The 15,255-nt window shown below is 38.8% G+C and carries 14 protein-coding genes; 12 read left to right on the forward strand and 2 right to left on the reverse strand.

Going from position 1 to position 15,255, the window contains the following annotated elements; genetic code table 11:
• Nucleotides 1-101: 101 nt before the first annotated feature.
• The 5 genes from ACZ5WS_RS11195 (at nucleotide 102) to ACZ5WS_RS11215 (ending at nucleotide 6,752) form a co-directional block, all read left to right on the forward strand.
• Nucleotides 102-632 (forward strand): cell division protein ZapC, encoded by a 531-nt coding sequence (locus ACZ5WS_RS11195; RefSeq protein ID WP_198523233.1) that lies wholly within the window; start codon nucleotides 102-104, stop codon nucleotides 630-632.
• A gap of 90 nt (nucleotides 633-722) precedes the next feature.
• Nucleotides 723-2,840 carry a bifunctional 23S rRNA (guanine(2069)-N(7))-methyltransferase RlmK/23S rRNA (guanine(2445)-N(2))-methyltransferase RlmL gene (gene rlmKL, locus ACZ5WS_RS11200; RefSeq protein WP_198523232.1) on the forward strand — a complete coding sequence of 706 codons (2,118 nt, stop codon included), beginning with the start codon at nucleotides 723-725 and terminating at the stop codon, nucleotides 2,838-2,840.
• A complete protein-coding gene (locus ACZ5WS_RS11205; RefSeq protein WP_008112065.1) occupies nucleotides 2,833-3,072 on the forward strand; it encodes a glutaredoxin family protein in 240 nt (79 codons plus the stop codon). The genes rlmKL and ACZ5WS_RS11205 overlap by 8 nt, the downstream gene beginning before the upstream one ends.
• Before the next feature lie 15 nt (nucleotides 3,073-3,087).
• Nucleotides 3,088-5,001 (forward strand): ATP-binding cassette ATPase Uup, encoded by a 1,914-nt coding sequence (gene uup / locus ACZ5WS_RS11210; RefSeq protein ID WP_178956141.1) that lies wholly within the window; start codon nucleotides 3,088-3,090, stop codon nucleotides 4,999-5,001.
• Nucleotides 5,002-5,012: 11 nt separating this feature from the next.
• Nucleotides 5,013-6,752: a DUF3466 family protein gene (locus ACZ5WS_RS11215; RefSeq protein ID WP_464708660.1), complete on the forward strand. Its 1,740-nt coding sequence runs from the start codon at nucleotides 5,013-5,015 to the stop codon at nucleotides 6,750-6,752.
• A gap of 94 nt (nucleotides 6,753-6,846) precedes the next feature.
• Here ACZ5WS_RS11215 and ACZ5WS_RS11220 read toward each other — a convergent pair whose 3' ends face one another.
• On the reverse strand, nucleotides 6,847-7,353 hold the full coding sequence (locus ACZ5WS_RS11220; protein ID WP_138606077.1) for a DUF2062 domain-containing protein: 507 nt from the start codon (nucleotides 7,351-7,353) through the stop codon (nucleotides 6,847-6,849).
• On the opposite strand from ACZ5WS_RS11220, the gene ACZ5WS_RS11225 reads away from it, so the two are divergent.
• Genes ACZ5WS_RS11225 through tcdA form a run of 7 tightly spaced genes read left to right on the forward strand, consistent with a single transcriptional unit; the run spans nucleotide 7,333 to nucleotide 14,794 of the window.
• Nucleotides 7,333-9,600 (forward strand): DNA internalization-related competence protein ComEC/Rec2, encoded by a 2,268-nt coding sequence (locus ACZ5WS_RS11225; protein ID WP_464708661.1) that lies wholly within the window; start codon nucleotides 7,333-7,335, stop codon nucleotides 9,598-9,600. The two genes, ACZ5WS_RS11220 and ACZ5WS_RS11225, sit on opposite strands and share 21 nt — an antisense overlap.
• A gap of 60 nt (nucleotides 9,601-9,660) precedes the next feature.
• The gene (gene msbA, locus ACZ5WS_RS11230; RefSeq protein WP_464708662.1) at nucleotides 9,661-11,406 is read left to right on the forward strand and encodes a lipid A export permease/ATP-binding protein MsbA; all 1,746 of its coding nucleotides are present in this window, start codon (nucleotides 9,661-9,663) and stop codon (nucleotides 11,404-11,406) included.
• Nucleotides 11,403-12,383, forward strand: a complete 981-nt coding sequence (gene lpxK / locus ACZ5WS_RS11235; RefSeq protein WP_464708663.1) for a tetraacyldisaccharide 4'-kinase — start codon at nucleotides 11,403-11,405, stop codon at nucleotides 12,381-12,383. Before msbA ends, lpxK begins: the two co-directional genes overlap by 4 nt.
• A complete protein-coding gene (locus ACZ5WS_RS11240) occupies nucleotides 12,373-12,570 on the forward strand; it encodes a Trm112 family protein (protein WP_010390133.1) in 198 nt (65 codons plus the stop codon). Before lpxK ends, ACZ5WS_RS11240 begins: the two co-directional genes overlap by 11 nt.
• The gene (gene kdsB / locus ACZ5WS_RS11245; RefSeq protein ID WP_109874597.1) at nucleotides 12,558-13,319 is read left to right on the forward strand and encodes a 3-deoxy-manno-octulosonate cytidylyltransferase; all 762 of its coding nucleotides are present in this window, start codon (nucleotides 12,558-12,560) and stop codon (nucleotides 13,317-13,319) included. The genes ACZ5WS_RS11240 and kdsB overlap by 13 nt, the downstream gene beginning before the upstream one ends.
• On the forward strand, nucleotides 13,316-13,996 hold the full coding sequence (locus ACZ5WS_RS11250) for a TIGR01621 family pseudouridine synthase (protein WP_464708664.1): 681 nt from the start codon (nucleotides 13,316-13,318) through the stop codon (nucleotides 13,994-13,996). Before kdsB ends, ACZ5WS_RS11250 begins: the two co-directional genes overlap by 4 nt.
• On the forward strand, nucleotides 13,997-14,794 hold the full coding sequence (gene tcdA, locus ACZ5WS_RS11255) for a tRNA cyclic N6-threonylcarbamoyladenosine(37) synthase TcdA (protein ID WP_464708665.1): 798 nt from the start codon (nucleotides 13,997-13,999) through the stop codon (nucleotides 14,792-14,794). It abuts the gene before it with no gap.
• Between the two features lie 35 nt (nucleotides 14,795-14,829).
• Here tcdA and ACZ5WS_RS11260 read toward each other — a convergent pair whose 3' ends face one another.
• Nucleotides 14,830-15,246, reverse strand: coding sequence for a SufE family protein (locus ACZ5WS_RS11260; RefSeq protein WP_198523224.1), 417 nt, complete (start codon nucleotides 15,244-15,246; stop codon nucleotides 14,830-14,832).
• Nucleotides 15,247-15,255: the final 9 nt, after the last annotated feature.

A 15,255-nucleotide genomic window follows, 5' to 3' on the forward strand; every position in this document is an offset into this window, starting at 1 on the left:
ATAAATGTTCTAAAAAGACGTTTTAAAAATGGTCAAAAGCAGCTATACTCTAAGCTTATTGTCTTATTTTATTTTTTAAAGTACTAAGTAGGGAGGAGCAAATGTTACAAGCGTCAAAGCAATGGCAGTGGATAGCGTGTACTGAAAAAAACCGCTTACTGCTTGATTTAAATGACGATATGCAACTTTGTACACCTTATAAGCTTAGACAGCTCACCGATTGTGCTTTTAAAAACCCATACTTCAGCCTTGAAGATGCAGCCTTTTATGAGCAAGTTTATTATTACCTTGCGCAGTTCAATTTATGGAATCCTGCCCAGTTATGCCAAATAGCGCTCAATGCAACGGCAGTTAAATTTCAATTAAAACCAGTGTTGGCAAAAAGTTGGTTTTTTAAACCGTATACTGGTAGTACACCTAGTACTGAAGCGGTTATTAATTTAAGCTCAGAATCACAAACTGGCGAGTTTTTAATTATAGAGCATTGTCCAGATGCTTCTGTGTGCATTAATTTAAGCGAAACCTTTGCACTAGATGACAATCTATCACTTGCCCAGTTTGAAGTTATCCGCGTTTTAAACAACCGAGTTCACCCCTTAATTACCTCACAGTACGATAGCCAAACAGCTTAGCCTAATTTAGTCTTTGAGGCTTGTTTAAGGCGTATTTGTACGCAAACCTATGTTATAATCCCGCGCAATTAGCTATTAAGGGTTTTTACTTTGCAATTTATCGCACTTACTTCTATCGGAATCGAAAATTTATTGGTTGATGAACTTACAGAACTTGGCGCTACGGTGTCAAAGCAAACTGTGGGTTCTGTTCGCTTTGAGGCTGACTCATTGCTAGCGCAAAAAGTGTGTTTAACTACACGCTTTGCTACGCGTGTACTTATGCTTATTGAAGAAAAAGAAGGCGTAAATGACAAAGACAGCTTGTACAAATTTGCACGCTTACAACCTTGGCAAGAATGGTTTGGCCCAACACAAACTTTTGCTGTTGATTTTAATGGCACAAACGATTCACTTAAAAATACCCAGTTTTCTGGTTTAGTAATTAAAGATGCGATTGTTGATTACTTTAACGATTTATTTGAACAGCGACCAAATGTAGATAAGCAAGATGCCAATGTGCGAGTGGTTGCACGTTTAAATCGTCATGGCGTTTCACTGTATATTGATTACTCAGGGCCGCGTTTATCAGAGCGTGGTTACCGTCAAGGTCAAGGCAAAGCACCCATAAAAGAGCATTTAGCTGCGGCAATAATAAAACGTAGTGGCTGGCTTGAAAATGTCAATCAACCACTATTCGATCCATGTTGTGGTGCCGGCACTATTTTAATAGAAGCGGCTGGAATGGCACGTAATGAAGCGCCTGGATTATTCCGTGAAGGATTTGCGTTTGAGCGTTTACCCAGCTTTAGAGTGGCAAAATTCAAAGAACTTAAAGAGCAACTTTTAGCGAATATCACCGACCCTAAATTATGGTTAATTGGCCATGATTACGATGCACAAGTACTTGATAAAGCGATTGCTAATGCGCAGCGTGCTGAGCTTGATACGGTGATTAAATTTAAGCAAAGCGATGCGACAAAACTGACGAGCGTTGCAAAATTGCCGGGTGTTGTTATTTCTAACTTGCCTTATGGTGAGCGTATTGGTTCTATGGCTGAACTTGTAAACCTGCATCGTAGTCTAGGTGTTGGTTTTAAAAAGCACTTTAATCATTGGAAACTCGCTCTACTGGGCATGGATGAAAGCCTGTTTAAATTACTTAAATTAGTGAAGCAAAAACGCTATAAATTTAAAAATGGCCCCCTTGATGTTGAATTAAACCTGTATCAACTTGATGACAAGCAAGTCAGCCTTACCTCTGATGACAAACCCGCTTTAAACTTCGAAGGCTCGATGGCGTTTGCTAATCGCCTGAAAAAGAACAAGCAAGGTTTAAAAAATTGGCTTAAGCAAAATCAAGTCCATGCGTATCGTGTTTACGATGCAGATATTCCTGAATACAACGTTGCGGTTGATATTTATGGTGACTCGGCGGTTATTTTTGAATACGCTGCACCGAAAGAGATTGATGAAAAAACTTCAGAGAAGCGTTTACAAGATGTTATTAGCTTAACAGCACAACAACTTGATATTGCACCTGAAAATATTGCTGTAAAAGTACGTAAAAAACAAAAAGGTGAAGAGCAATATACACCCATGGCAAAGCAAAATAGAACCATGGTAGTAGAAGAGTTTGGTGCTAAGTTTAAAGTTAACTTATTTGATTACTTAGATACAGGGCTATTTTTAGATCACCGCCTTGCGCGTCGTTACATTCAAGAAAATGCTAAAGATAAGCGCTTTTTAAACTTGTTTGCATATACAGGAACCGCTTCAGTACATGCAGCCATTGGTGGCGCAAAAGCGATTACAACCGTTGATTTGTCTAAAACCTATTTAAAGTGGGGTCAAGATAACTTTGCGCTTAACGATATTAGCAATACGCGTTATCGTTTTGAGCAAGCAGATTGTTTAAAATGGCTAGAGTATGCACAAGGGCAGTATGACCTGATCTTTTTAGATCCGCCTACTTTTTCAAATTCTAAACGAATGAAAGACGCGTTTGATGTGCAAAACGACCACATTAAGCTGTTAACTTGGGTTAAAAAAATATTGAGCCCATCGGGTACGCTAATATTCTCTAATAATAAACGCGGTTTTGTAATGGATGAAGTTGGCTTGATGGGGTTAGGGTTAAAAGCAGAAAATATTTCTGAAAAAACCTTATCTCCTGACTTTAAACGCAATAAAAAAATTCATAATAGCTGGTTAATTAAACATGGCTAAGTGGATTTTATATCACACCGACGGCTGCCACTTGTGCGAGCAAGCAGAGCAGCTGTTAAAACCGTTACTTTCATCAACCGATGAATTACAACTTATTGATATTATGAGCGATGACGCATTAATTTTAGAGTATCAAATAAGCATTCCGGTTTTAAAAAATCAACAAGGCCAACAATTATTTTGGCCTTTTACTGCACCTCAGGCGCAGCAGTTTTTAGCGCAAGCAGAATAAGAGTAAAGATTAACTATGGATTTAATTAGAATTTCAAAAGCACAATTAGCTTACGGTACACACCCATTACTTGATAATGCAGATGCAGTAATCGAAAGTGGCGAACGTGTGTGTATTGTAGGTCGCAATGGTGCAGGTAAATCAACGCTTTTAAAAGTACTCGACGGTCAAGTAATACTTGATGATGGCGAAATAAACCAAGTTGGTAGTTTAAAAATATCGCGTTTAGAGCAAGATCCGCCTAAAGGGGCAAGTGGCACTGTATTTGATTATGTTGCCCAAGGTATGCCCGAAATTGCTAACTTACTGATTGATTTTCATCATGTAAGCACACAACTGCAAACAGATTGCACTGATCAACTATTAAATAAATTAGAGCGTTTGTCTAATAAATTAGAGGCGGCAGATGGCTGGCGTTTTGATAGCCGAATTCAGCTTGTACTTACTCAATTAGAGCTAACTCCTGATGCGAAACTTGAGTCGCTTTCTGGTGGTTGGTTACGTAAAGTTGCATTAGCGCGCGCTTTAGTGAGTGAGCCTGATTTATTACTGCTCGATGAGCCTACTAACCACTTGGATATGACAAGTGTAATGTGGTTAGAGCAATTCCTAAAAGAATTTAAAGGCGGCATTGTATTTATATCTCATGACCGTGCATTTATTCGAGCTGTTGCTACACGTATTTTAGATTTAGATCGCGGTAAGCTAATTTCTTATCCTGGTGATTATGCCACTTACTTAGAACAAAAAGCGCATGATTTAAAAGTAGAAGAAACACAAAATGCATTGTTTGATAAACGCTTAGCGGAAGAAGAAGCGTGGATCCGCCAAGGTGTTAAAGCTCGTCGAACCCGTAATGAAGGCCGTGTTCGTGAGCTGAAACAATTACGTAATGAACGTAAACAACGTGTGGAACAAGTAGGTAAAACTGATTTCAATATCGAAACAGCTGATCGTTCAGGTAAACTAGTATTTGAAGCTAAACACCTAAATCATGCATTTAAAGACAAAGTGATAGCAGATGATTTCTCTACCTTAGTGATGCGTGGCGATCGTATTGGTTTGGTGGGGCCTAATGGTATTGGTAAAACAACGCTATTAAAATTGTTGTTTGGTGATTTAAAAGCAGACAGTGGTGAAATAAAGCAAGGTGTTAACTTAGAGTTTGCATATTTCGATCAGTACCGTGAGAAGCTTGATGAAGAAGCAACCGTTCAAGATAACGTTGCTGAAGGTAAGCAAGAAGTGATGATGGGCGGACGCTCACGTCACGTGTTAGGCTATTTACAAGACTTTTTATTTCCGCCAGCACGTGCTCGTACACCGGTAAAAGCACTTTCAGGTGGTGAGAAAAACAGGTTGTTATTAGCCAAGTTATTTTTGAAACCTTCAAATATATTAGTGCTCGATGAGCCTACCAATGACTTAGATATAGAAACATTAGAGCTCCTTGAGGATATTATTAACCAATATCAAGGTACTGTGCTTATAGTAAGCCACGACCGAGAGTTTATTGATAATACCTGTTCGAGTGTTTGGGCATTTGAAGGTAACGGCAAAGTCACTGATATAGTTGGTGGCTACAGTGATTATGAAGCGTATACCAACTATTTGGCGGAGCAGAACAAAGAGTTGCAAAAGCAGCCAGTCAAAAAAGTTGAAAAAACAGAGCCAACGCCAGTTAAAAGCAATAACAAAGCAAATAAACTCTCTTACAAATTAAAACTTGAACTAGAGCAACTACCTAATAAAATGGAGCAACTTGAAGCTGAGCTTGAAAAACAACAAGAACGAGTAAGTCACGAAGACTTTTTCAAGCAAGACAGTGATATAACAGCCAAGGAATTGAACCATTTAGCCCAACTTGAGTCTGACCTTGAAGCCGCTTTTGAGCGTTGGGAAGAACTTGAAGAATTAAAGAATCAGTAGTAAGGAATAAAATGAAATATAAATTACTCGCGGCCAGTGTTTTGGCTACACTGAGTACATCAGCATTGAGTGCAACGTACCAGTTAACCGAATTAGGTGACTTTGAAGCTGCAAAACATACATATGTTACTGATGTGAGTGAAAGTGGCCATGTCATTGGCGTTGCTAATGGCTTATACAACCTCCCTATTGATATTAGTTATATTGATTTTACAGAAAGTTCAATCAATAGTGCTTACGACGCGGAAGTTGCAAGGTTTAAAGAAATTGACAAAGAAATAACCTTTACGCTTGATGACATAGAAAATAACGATGCGATTTACACTAATGCTGATGCGCATACTTTTATGGTTCGTTTTTTATCAAACTTGTCATCTAACTTTGAGTATCAAAAAATCAGTTCAATTATTGCTACAAATTATAATAGTGGTGTAATAACTGAGCAGCCTTTATTTGATATCGCTTCTGTTGATTACGACGGTCTGACCCGCTCGACAAGTAATTTTTATAATGGCGTTGCAGAAGACGGAACGACTGTTGGCTGGGGCAGTGCTCCTTTTGATAAAGTGAGTTTTACACCAGATGGCGATACAGAGGAAGAAACGTGGTTTACCCGTGACTTCATAGAACGTGGGATTTTAATATCTGCAGATGGTGTTGAAGTGCCGTTTGTTCCAGAATTTACTGAACACGGTGGGACTAGTAAAGCATCTGATATTGTTGCCACTGACACAGGTTACATTGTTGTTGGTAATGTATCGGTCAGTATTCCTGCTGAGAGACAAACCACAATTACTGATAATTGTGATGGCCTTGATGAGCCGGTAATGGCCTGTATTGAATCACTTAACAGTCGAAGTACGCGTGGTTTATTCAATAAAACAGCGGTTAAATGGACTCTAGATAGCGCCTATAATGTGACTTCAACAGAGCTGTTGGGTTTAGCGCTTACTCCAGAAGAAGATGAGGACACTAATCCTTTTATTAGTAATGCATTAGCGGTTAATAAAAATGATGTAGCGGTCGGTTTTTCGAACACTCGTTATTTTGACAGAGATTCGACAATTTTAACTATGCCGACTTATTTTAAAGACGGTGAAGTGGTTGACTTTATAAATCAGCAAGATGATTGGCAAGCTGGTAAAGCATTCGCTATAAATGATAATGACATTGTGGTTGGTTATGCTTCAAAAGGTATTGAAGGTAGTTTAATCGCCAAGTTCTTTCATCATAATATAAATACTAATACGACCGTATTTCCTGAAGATTATTTTACTAGCTCAAACTCATACGCGAATGACATTAATAACCAAGGTTACATCGTAGGTGAGGGTGAGGTTGGTGATACAGCCAGCACAAGACGCTCAGAAGCCTTTCTTTATAAAATTGGCGATGACAAAATCACAAACTTAAATAGTTTACTACCTTGTTTTGACAGTGATGGTGAGACTAGTTTTAGTTATAAAATGGTAGAAGCGAAATCAATCAACGAAAACAATGAGGTATTTGGTGTAGCAACTAAAACGGTTGAAAAGTTAAATTCACGAGGCGAAGTTGTAACTGATATTAATGGCAATATTCAATATGAAAGTGTTGCTGTTGCGGTAAAACTTTCACCGATTGCTAATGGTGAAGTTGAAAACTGTAAAGCTCCAGATACAGAGTTTTATGAACGTAGCTCAGCCAGTTTCTCATGGTTTGGTTTACTATTGCTGCCATTAGTTGGATTAAGACGCGTTTTTCGTTTCTAGGTAATACTATTCGTTTATAAAAAACCAACTTGTTAAGTTGGTTTTTTTTTGTCTATATTAAGGTAAAGAGCAGCCCTTTATGGAGAAGTAGGCGCTAGTTATTTCTAGATATCCAAGCTTTTCTTACTGAGCGGCGCCAAATCAAGTCAATACCAAAATAGCCAATAACACTGGCAATAGATGCACACACAAGCGAACCCACTAAAAAAGCGGGGCCAATTGTCGTTAAACTTTCTATAAACCATGCCCAACTTGCTTCAAACGCAAAATGTTGCTCAGGTTGATTTAGCACTAATGTACCAACCAAGTACGAGCCGTAAAAGATAGGTGGCATTGTAAGTGGGTTAGTGATCCACACTAAAGCAACTGATATAGGTAAATTAACTCTTAAGATTATGGCTGCGGCAGCGGCTAGCACCATTTGAAAAGGAACAGGGATGAATGCAAAGAAAAGTCCAACGGCAAAAGCACCGCGTGCTGAGCGTCGATTTAAATGCCAAAGGTTAGCATCATGCAAAAGACGACCAAATATTTTTAGTGATTTGTGATGTCTAATTTTATTTGGATCAGGTAAAAACCGTTGGATCGTTTTTTTAGCCATTTAAAGCAACCATTTACGTCTGTGTGGATGAGTCTTGGATTTGTTGTCGGTGTCGTTATTACCGTGTTTTATTATCAAACCCTTGAATTTACAATTATCACAATTTCAATCCTCATTGTGAGCACGTATTTTAAGCCGTTTTTAACTGTATTGTTAGGCTTTATTTGCGGTATTTGCTGCGTAGCAGCACATTTTATCTTGTTTTATTCATTTGAGTTACCTAAACAGCACGAAAAATATGCTTATTCAGTCGATATTGTTGTAGAAGAGGTTATTTCTGCTACACCTCCCCAATATGTAAAAGTTAAATTAACGCGTTTGGAAGACAGTGAATATAGTCACTTTAGGGCACCTTATGCCTTATTAAGTATCAATTTTGCACAACCAATTCATTCTGGTGATGCTTTTAATGCTCAAGTGAGACTTAAAAACTATAGATCCATTAAGAATTTTACTGTTTTTGATAATCAGCTTTATGCTTTTACACAAAAGATAGCGTTTAAAGGTACGGTGCTCAATAAACAGCTTAATATTAAAAGCTCTCAAAAAAGTAATGCCGTTTCAGCCTATAGAGTTTATGTCAAAAAGTTGGTAAATAATGCTGAGCTTAATTGGCTCTATTATACATTGTTAACTGGCGATAAGTCTTTAATGACATTCGAGCATAAAGAGTTAATGCAAAGTCTTGGGTTAAGTCATTTATTAGCCATTTCTGGGTTACATATCTCTCTAGTGTTTGGTTTTTGTTATTTTGTCACACGGTTTTGTCTTAAGTTGGTTAAACCTGAACTAAATCAAGCATTAAATGTTTCTATTGTTTATAGCGCTGTTGGTTTTGTTGTAGCTTTTATTTATGTTTATTTAAGTAATTTTATCATTTCTGCAACCCGCGCTTTAATTATGTTGGGCTGTTATTTGCTACTTTATTATTTGGCAAAGCAGTCATTGAGGTGGCGCAGTATTTTATTCGCACTGGTCATTATTTTAGCGATTAACCCATTTAGTGTATTAAACCCAGGGCTTTACTTTTCGTTTTTAGCAGTATGTATTATTTTTATTGTTTTAAAGCAATTTCCGCTTCGGGGTAACTCATTACTAGCCAATATACGAACATTATTTATTATTCAACTGGGATTATTTATTGGCTTATTACCCTTGTCATTATACTTTTTTAATGGTGTGAGTTTAGCGGGTTTAGTTTTAAATCTAGTCGCTATTCCCGTTTTATCTTTTGTATTAATGCCTGCTTTATTTTTAAGTGTGTTACTGGGATTATTAACCGATTGGTACGCATTTATCGTATTATATGATTTTCCATTGGCCTATTTTTACCAAATGCTGCAGGCAATACCTCAGCAGGTACGTTGGCTTAATGTCGGACAGATAAGTATGACCACCGTGGTGGCGCTTTATAGTGTTGTTCCTCTACTTTATTTTATTGAGCTTCGCTTACTAGCCTACATTCCGATCTTGACTTTGCTTTTTAACCTTTACTCTACGCAAACCAGCCTTTGGCGGCTGAATGTATTCGATGTGGGCCATGGCTTAATGGTACTGATAGAAAAAGACAAGCACGCGTTTATTTATGACTTTGGCCCGAGTTATTTTAATCGCTTTAGCCGTGTCACTAGTGTTTTACTACCCTATATTAATGCTCATAACCTAACAGTAACTAACTCGATTGTAAGCCATCAAGATAACGACCATGCTGGAGGCGTTGCACATTTTAAAAAAGCGGGTTATGCAACGAGCTTTGAGTATTATCATCCAAGTGGTGTATATAACGATTGCATAGCAACAACGATAGACTTTCAAGGTTTGAGTATTCAAACCTTTGCAAAAGAGGAGTTTAATAACAGTAATGATAATTCCTGTGTCGTTAAAATCTCAAGTGCCAACCATAGTGTGCTTCTCACTGGTGATATATCAAAGGCGAGGGAGTCTAAATTAATTAAACGAGGGCGTGATTTACAAAGTACCGTTTTGTTAAGTCCTCATCACGGCAGTGATAGCTCTTCCAGTGTCGAGTTTATCGAGGCCGTAAACCCAACACTTGTGATTCATTCAAGTGCGTATCAAGGCCAGTGGCAATTTCCAAGTAAAGCGGTAGTTAAGCGTTACAATAAAATAAACGCCAAACAATATAGCACCGGTGATGTAGGACAAATTCGGGTTGATTTTTATACTAAACACTTAGAGCTGAGTACCGCAAGAGGGGCGGAAAGTTATTGGTTTATCAAAGATTGACGTTTTGTTTTGCTGTTGCTAAGGATACAATAGGGGCTGTTACTGGTTTTAGAGAGTGTTATGGAACAAAGTACTACACAAATATATAAACGGCTTGTTTCTTACGTTGGCGCTTATAAGTCGATTGCCATCGTCGCGATTATAGGAATGATAGGTTATTCAGGTATGGATGCATTATTCATTCAACTGATGAAGCCGTTTATCGATGAAGGTTTAAACGAGCGTAACAGCCAGGTACTTACTTATGCGCCATTTGTGGTTATTGCGCTGGTTATCGGGCGTGGCGTATTTAACTTTATGTCATCTTACTGTTTAAGCTATGTAGGCTCACAAGTCGTGAGGGCGCTGCGCCAAGAATTGTTTGAACACATTTTACATTTACCGGTGTCCTTTCACGATAAAAACTCAACCGGCGATTTGATTTCTAAAATTACCTTTGACACCGAGCAAGTTCAACAAGCAATCACCAAAGCACTGCTTATTGTTGTGCGTGAAGGCGCTTTTGTGGTTTTTTTACTCGCTGTGATGTTTTATACCAGTTGGCAGTTGTCGTTAATCTTTTTAGTTATTATCCCGCTTGTGGCTATCATAGTAGCTGTGGTGTCTAAACGCTTTCGTCATATCTCGAAAAATATTCAGTCAGCGATGGGACAAGTTACCCGTAGTTCAGAGCAAATGCTCAGTGGTCACAAAGTGATCCATGGCTTTGGTGGGCAAACACAAGAAATTGATCAATTTTCTAAAATTAATAATCATAACCGCCAACAACGTATCAAGATGGATGCGACTAAAGCGCTAAGTGTCTCTATTATTCAAATTTTGGCTGCTAGTGCTATGGCTGTTATTTTATGGGTTGTGTCGATGCCCTCTATGATAGACAGCATTAGCTCTGGGGATTTTGTGGTACTCATCTCCTCGATGATGATGTTACTACGCCCATTAAAGCAACTTGCCAATGTAAACAGCGACTTACAGCGAGGTATTTCAGCTGCTCAGAGTGTTTTTTTAGTGTTAGATGAAGAAATTGAAAAAGACACGGGCACCTTATCGGTTGATAAGGTAAAAGGGCATATTGAAGTGAAAAATGTGACCTTTAAATACCCAACCAAGGATGAAGCCGTGCTTAACGATTTATCACTGAACATTAAAGCCGGTGAGAGTATTGCCCTTGTTGGCCGCTCTGGCTCGGGTAAATCGACTATTTCTAACTTGTTACCCCGATATTATGACTTAGAAGCGCCAAGCGAAATTTTACTCGATGGCATTGCTCTTAATGAATATAAGCTTACTGATCTTCGCCGTCAATTTGCGTTAGTGTCGCAACAAGTGGTGCTATTTAATGACACGATTGCCAATAATATTTGTTATGGTTTACAACGTGAAATCTCTATAGAAGAGCTTCATGACGTTGCAAAACAAGCCCATGTTTGGGAGTTTGTAAAAGACTTACCAGAGCAACTTAACACTATGGTTGGCGAGAATGGGGTAATGCTTTCAGGCGGGCAACGTCAACGTATTGCGATTGCCCGTGCTATTTTAAAAGATGCACCTATTTTAATTTTAGATGAAGCAACCTCGGCCTTGGATACTGAGTCTGAAAAGCTTATCCAACATGCTCTTGATATATTAATGAAAGATAAAACCTCCATTGTTATCGCTCATAGGCTATCGACTATTGAAAATAGTGACCGTATCTATGTGATTGATAACGGTAAAGTGATAGAAAGTGGTACGCATACTGAATTACTGACTAACGATGGTACCTACTCAGCTCTTTGTAAAATGCAGTTTGGTGAGCAGGGGTGAGTAAAATAGAGCAAAGCTGGTACAAACCTTTTAGCTTAATTACCTTATTGTTATTACCACTGTCCGCTATTTTTGGCTGTGTTGCTCTAGTGCGCAAATACTGCTACGAAGTGGGTGTTTTTAAGCCATTTGTTAGTAATACTCCAGTAATTGTTGTTGGCAATATAAGTGTTGGCGGCAATGGTAAAACCCCATTTGTATTATGGCTGCATGAACACTTAACTGCCCAAGGTTTATCCGTTGGTTTAATTAGTCGCGGCTATGGTGGGCAAGCAGCCCATTACCCATTATTAGTAACTGCAAATACGACGACTTTAGAAGCAGGGGATGAGCCGGTACTTTTATTTAACCGTTTACAATGTCCGTTAGTTGTGGGGCCAAATAGACAGCAGAATATAGAAATGCTCAATCATCAGTTTCAGCTTGATGTAATTATTTCTGATGATGGCATGCAACACTACAAAATGGCACGCAGTATTGAATGTTGTATTGTTGATAGCGAAAGAAAATTTGGTAATGGTTTTTTAATGCCAGCAGGACCACTTCGCGAAACGGTTTCTCGTTTAAACAGTGTTGATTTAGTCATTGAAAATGGTTCTGAACATGAATTTAGCTATCGCCTGCAGCCATCAATTATTAAACGTGTTGCTGATAATACTGAGATAAAAACGACTATAAAAACAGCGCATGCTGTAAGTGCAATCGGTAACCCTCAGCGCTTTGAAGCATCATTAAAAGCACAAGGTATAGCGTTGTTATCAACACATCATTTTCGCGACCATTATGCTTATACCGCCAATGACTTTGCTCAATTTGGTGAGGATTGTATATTAATGACAGAAAAAGATGCGGTTAAGTGTCGTGACTTTGCCAAGCCAAATTGGTATTACTTGCCGGTTGACGCTCAACCAACTGCAGCAGTAATAAACACATTAAATTTATTATTAAAAGAAAAAGGGATCCACCATGGCCTTTGATACAAAATTACTCGAAATTATTGCTTGCCCTGTGTGTAAAGGTAAGTTGCGCTTTGATAAAGAAAACCAAGAGCTGATCAGCACAGCAGCAAAACTAGCTTACCCGGTACGTGATGATATTCCGGTACTACTTGAAAATGAAGCCCGTGAATTGACTCTTGAAGAGGTAGAAAAGTGGAATTCGTAGTTGTTATCCCTGCGCGTTACGCTTCAACTCGTTTGCCAGGTAAACCGCTCGCTGATATTTGTGGCAAACCAATGATACAGCATGTGTATGAAAAAGCCTGTTTGTCAGGAGCCAGCAAGGTGGTTATTGCTACCGACCATCAAAGAGTGTTTGATGCTGCTAAACGTTTTACTAGTAATGTTTTGATGACACGTGAAGATCACCAATCAGGCACAGAGCGCTTAGCCGAGGTGGTTGATTTACTTAATTTAGCCGATGATACTATCGTGGTAAATGTACAGGGTGATGAACCTTTGTTATCCCCTGATAACGTATCACAAGTGGCAACATTATTAGCGCAATCAACGGCACCAATGGCAACCTTAAGCGTTGCTATTGAAGAGCGTGATGAAGTGTTTAATCCTAATGCGGTTAAAGTTGTCAGTGATATCAATAAAAATGCTTTGTACTTTTCAAGAGCGAGTATCCCATTTGATAGAAGCGCCATGATGGCTGAGCAGCAACCACTTAACTTAGCCCCTTTTCAACGCCATGTGGGTATTTATGCGTATCGCGCAGGGTTTATAAAGCAATATATTGAATTAAGTGTTTCGCCATTAGAACTCCTTGAGTCGTTAGAGCAGTTACGTGTGCTATACCATGGTTATGCAATTAAAATAGAACAAGCTTTAGTGACCCCTCATGCAGGAGTCGATACACCAGAGGATTTAGCTAAAGTGGTTGCCCATATTCAAAGTAAAAGCGCGTGAATATAGCACAAACGCCTATATTAAAAGTGCAATATACGCATGATGATTTTTACATCATAAATAAACCGCATGGGCTTAATTTTCATTCTGAAGAAGGCCCCGGTTTTGTGGTACTAGCTGAGCAACAGTTAAACGAAAAATTATTTGCGGTACACCGTTTAGATAAAGTCACCTCTGGATTGATTATACTCGCCCGAAGCAAAGCGGCAGCAGCAGAATTTACGCAATTATTTACTCAGCATGCGATTAATAAGTTTTATCTAGCGGTTAGTGATACCAAGCCTAAAAAAAAGCAAGGCTGGGTTAAAGGTGACATGGCAAAATCTCGCCGTGGCACGTATAAATTATTAAACTCACAGAGTAACCCCGCTATTACGCGTTTTTATTCGTTTAGCTTTAAAAGCGGTTTTAGAGCTTACCTATTAAAACCCTATTCGGGAAAAACCCATCAGCTTAGGGTGGCATTAAAGAGTATAGGTGCCGCTATATTAGGCGATGCTAGTTATTCTGGGAGTGCCGCTGATCGTACCTATTTGCATGCATTAGCGTTGGACTTTGAGTGGGCTGGGGAACAAATACAACACACTCTGTTGCCAGAGTGTGGAGTGGAATATGCGCAATTAATAAAACATCAAGATTTTGATTCTTGGCAAACGCCTTGGAAATTGGATTGGTAAATGAGTGAACAAGTAACTGATATCCGCTTTGGTGGTATTAAACGACTATATGGTCAACAGCAATTTGAATGGTTACAACAGGCACATTTCTGTGTTGTTGGTATAGGTGGCGTTGGCAGCTGGACTGCAGAAGCATTAGCGCGCACCGGCGTGGGCAAAATTACTCTAATAGATTTAGATGATATATGCGCAACCAATGTTAATCGTCAAATTCATGCGTTAACAGGCACGATTGGGGAAGCAAAAGTGGATGCCATGAAGGCGCGCTGCGAGCTTATCAATCCTGAGTGTATAGTTAATGTTATTGACGATTTTATAACACTAGAAAATATTCAGCAGCATATTCAAGGTTTTGATTATGTTATTGACTGCATTGATGCGGTAAAAGAAAAAGCGGCGTTAATCGCGCACTGTAAGCGTAATAAAATGCCTATAATTACCACAGGCGGTGCAGGTGGGCAAACCGATCCTAGTCAAATTACATTTGGAGATGTGGCAAAAACGACTCAAGATCCATTGCTTGCAAAGGTGCGCTATATTTTGCGTAAGCAGTATAATTTCAGCTCTAATCCAAAACGTAAATTTAATATTGACTGTGTGTATTCAACAGAGCAGCTTGTTTATCCCGGTAGTGATGGCAGTGTGTGCCATGCGAAACAAAATGCAGATGGCAGTATGAATATGGACTGTAATAATGGCTTTGGATCAGTGACGATGATCACTGGAAGTTTTGGCTTCTTTGTTGCCGCTAAAGCAGTGAGAAAATATTTAGATAAGCGTGCACGTTTAAATATTTAACTACAGGCTGCTTATCACACTGTTATAAAAAGCGCTTAACGCGCTTTTTGTTTAGCTAAGGTTTGTATTTTTTCAACCATGGCTTTTACCCCATTGCCGCGAGAAGCGCTTAAGTGGCTAATTAAGCCAAGCTTTTCAAATTCTTCATAGGCATTAATGTTTAACACCTCTTCTGGTGTTAAACCGTTATACAGAGCTAAAATTAACGCCAATAAGCCTTTTACTATGCGCGTATCAGAATCACCAATCACAACCAATGCATTTTCTGTCAAATCAAATTCAACAAACATCCACACTTTACTTTCACAACCTTGCACAAGCGCATCGTCGGTTTTTAATATATCGGCTAATGGCGGGAGTGTTTTACCAAGCAACATAATTTCACGGTATTTCTGTTGCCAGCTTGCACTGTTTTCAATGTTTTTACTTACCAGTTGGTATGCGTGAGTCATTATTTATCC

This window comes from Pseudoalteromonas sp. 11L1 (assembly GCF_055397545.1).

Coding starts and splice junctions, on each gene's coding strand:
- ACZ5WS_RS11195 (WP_198523233.1), top strand. CDS start 102: ATGTTACAAGCGTCAAAGCAATGGCAGTGGATAGCGTGTACTGAAAAA.
- ACZ5WS_RS11205 (WP_008112065.1), top strand. CDS start 2,833: ATGGCTAAGTGGATTTTATATCACACCGACGGCTGCCACTTGTGCGAG.
- uup (WP_178956141.1), top strand. CDS start 3,088: ATGGATTTAATTAGAATTTCAAAAGCACAATTAGCTTACGGTACACAC.
- ACZ5WS_RS11215 (WP_464708660.1), top strand. CDS start 5,013: ATGAAATATAAATTACTCGCGGCCAGTGTTTTGGCTACACTGAGTACA.
- ACZ5WS_RS11220 (WP_138606077.1), bottom strand. CDS start 7,353: ATGGCTAAAAAAACGATCCAACGGTTTTTACCTGATCCAAATAAAATT.
- msbA (WP_464708662.1), top strand. CDS start 9,661: ATGGAACAAAGTACTACACAAATATATAAACGGCTTGTTTCTTACGTT.
- ACZ5WS_RS11240 (WP_010390133.1), top strand. CDS start 12,373: ATGGCCTTTGATACAAAATTACTCGAAATTATTGCTTGCCCTGTGTGT.
- tcdA (WP_464708665.1), top strand. CDS start 13,997: ATGAGTGAACAAGTAACTGATATCCGCTTTGGTGGTATTAAACGACTA.
- ACZ5WS_RS11260 (WP_198523224.1), bottom strand. CDS start 15,246: ATGACTCACGCATACCAACTGGTAAGTAAAAACATTGAAAACAGTGCA.